At 48.6% G+C, this 2620-nt stretch carries 2 protein-coding genes; both read left to right on the top strand.

Annotation, left to right across the window (positions count from 1 at the left end; genetic code table 11):
* The first annotated feature begins 217 nt into the window (after positions 1-217).
* Complete coding sequence (istA, locus tag QSE00_RS25080) at positions 218-1771, top strand: IS21 family transposase (protein WP_286108014.1); 1554 nt, start codon at positions 218-220, stop codon at positions 1769-1771.
* Positions 1772-1794: 23 nt separating this feature from the next.
* Positions 1795-2535, top strand: coding sequence for an IS21-like element helper ATPase IstB (gene istB, locus QSE00_RS25085; RefSeq protein WP_093977252.1), 741 nt, complete (start codon positions 1795-1797; stop codon positions 2533-2535).
* Positions 2536-2620 lie beyond the last annotated feature (85 nt).

Raw genomic sequence — 2620 nt, forward strand, 5'->3', positions numbered from 1 at the left:
TGGATACTTCGGACCAAATTGCGCCAGGCTTTTCGGTTTCATTGCGCCAGTGATTTCGGTTCAAACTGCGCCACTTCCCTGAGGGATTTCGGTTCGTTTTGCGCCAGTGATTTCGGTTCGTTTTGTGCCACTTCTGCCAATCCAGGAGTCATTTCGGTTCGTTTTGCGCCACTTTGAAAGATCGAGCAATTACCTTATCGCTAAAATTCAATGCGATATGGCTAATACACTTGATCCTATGGACTTAAAACAGATTATCTCACTGCACCTGGACGGCCTTAGCAACCGCAAGATCAGCGCCACCCTGGGAATTGCACGCAACACCGTGAACGGTTACATGCAGGCCTTTAAGGCCGGTGACCATACCCTCAAGGAACTATTGGCCTGCGATAACGCCGTCCTGGAGGCCCTTTTCACTTCCCACAGCACTATAGACAATAGGCGTTTTGACCAGTTGACCCGCTATTTCGAGCGGATGAACAAGGCCAGGGACCATCCCGGGTTCACCTATCTTTTCCACTATCAGGAATATGTCCAGCAGGTGGACGACCCTTATGGCTACACGCAGTTCATGGAACATTACCACCGTAAATATGCAAAGCTCAAAGGCTCCATGAAGCTCGAGCACGACCCCGGCCATGAGCTTTTCATTGATTTTGCCGGTAAGAAACTCCAGATCGTGGACCGTAGTTCGGGAGAGATCGTCGATGTGGAGGTCTTCGTCGCCATCCTTCCCAACAGCCATTACACCTATGTGGAGGCCTGCAGGAGCCAGAAACGCGAAGACCTGATCAAATGTTGTGCCAACGCACTGCAGTTCTACGGGGGCGTGCCCAAGGCCATCGTATCGGACAACCTCAAGTCGGCCGTCAAACGTGCGAGCAGATATGAGGCCGACATCAACCGGAGCTTCAAGGACTTCGCCCATCATTACAATTGCGTGATCAATCCTGCCCGTGGGTACTCACCGCAGGATAAGGCGTTGTGCGAGAACGCGGTGAACCTGGCCTACCAGCGCATCTATTATCCCCTGCGCAACATGACCTTCTTCTCTTTGCAGGATCTCAACCGGGAGATAAGACGCCTATTGGGGTCCTATAACGACCTCTTGTTCAAAAGAAAACAGGCCAGTCGGCTGGAACTCTTTCAAATGGTGGAACGGGAGTACCTGAAACCTTTACCTACTAGTGCCTATGAGCTTAAGGATTACCGCAGGGCCAAGGTTCAGAAGATGGGCTATGTGTACTTCTCCCCGGATAAGAGCTACTACAGTGTCCCATACCGCTATATAGGAAAGGAGACCACTATCCATTACACCGCAAGCATGGTAGAGGTCTATTTTTATCATGAGCGTATCGCCCTGCATAATCGCAATCCCTCCAAGGGAAGCTACAATACCAATGCGGACCATCTCAGTAGCACCCATAGGTTCTACTCCGACTGGAGCCCCGAGTTCTTTAAAAAGAAGGCCGGAATCCATGGCAAGCACGTACTTGGCTGTATAGAGGAAATACTCAAGACCGGGGATTATCCCGAGATAGGCTATAAACGGGCCATGGGCGTCATCCAGCTCCATAAGGCCTACGGGTCCAAAAGGTTGGACGATGCCTGCAAACGGGCGCTTCGGGCCGATGCCGCCACCTACGGGCGCATCAAGAATATCCTGAAGAACAACCTGGATAAAAGCTCCCTGTTCTATCAGGACCTGGAAGAGGATAAACCTCATATTCCCGAACACGGAAATTTAAGAGGAGCCTCCGCATACAAATAATATTCACCATTAAATTTAAAACAATGAACAACAATCAAACTATTGAAAAACTCAAACAAATGCGACTGGGGGCTATGGCCGAGCTGCACCTTCAGCACGTAAAAAGCAACCGGCTCAGTGATATGACGGCAGATGAATATCTGGCACTGCTTATCGACCACCAATGGGAAGACCGGCAGAACAGTAAGATCGGTCGGCTTTTAAAACAAGCTGGCTTTCGTCAGCAGGCATCTCTGGCGGATGTGAATTATACCCATGACCGCGACCTGGATAAAAATATGTTCCTGCGTTTGGGTACGCTGGACTTTATCGAAAGAAAGGAAAATATAATCATCTGTGGCCTTTGTGGGTGTGGCAAGAGCTATCTCTCCCAGGCCCTAGGCCACCAGGCGTGCATGATGGAATATAAAACCGTTTATGCAAATACCGCCCGGCTGTTGAAGAAACTGAAGCTGAGCAAAGTAGATGGGACCTATTTAAAAGAACTGGCCAAGCTGCTAAAAGCGGACTTACTTATTCTTGATGATTTTGGACTTCAAGCCTTCGATAATCACGCAAGAGAGGCATTAATGGATATTATCGATGACAGGTATAATAGGGCCTCCACCATTATATCCACTCAGATACCGGTATCCGCGTGGTACGAAATCATAGGTGGGGACGGGACTCAAGCGGATGCTTTGCTCGATAGGATCGTAAACTCCTCACATCGTATCAACCTACAAGGTGAATCATTAAGAAAAGGAACTTTAAAGAGTATATAAACCTAAATTTTTTTTATAATTGTAAGATCTTTCAAAGTGGCGCAATTTGACCGAAAATGGTGGCGTCATAACTCCGAAATAGCCA

Source organism: Arenibacter flavimaris (genome assembly GCF_030291335.1).
Lineage (GTDB): Bacteria > Bacteroidota > Bacteroidia > Flavobacteriales > Flavobacteriaceae > Arenibacter.

Excerpts from the sequence above, each read along its gene's own strand:
- istA (WP_286108014.1), top strand. The coding sequence starts at position 218 with ATGGCTAATACACTTGATCCTATGGACTTAAAACAGATTATCTCACTG.
- istB (WP_093977252.1), top strand. The coding sequence starts at position 1,795 with ATGAACAACAATCAAACTATTGAAAAACTCAAACAAATGCGACTGGGG.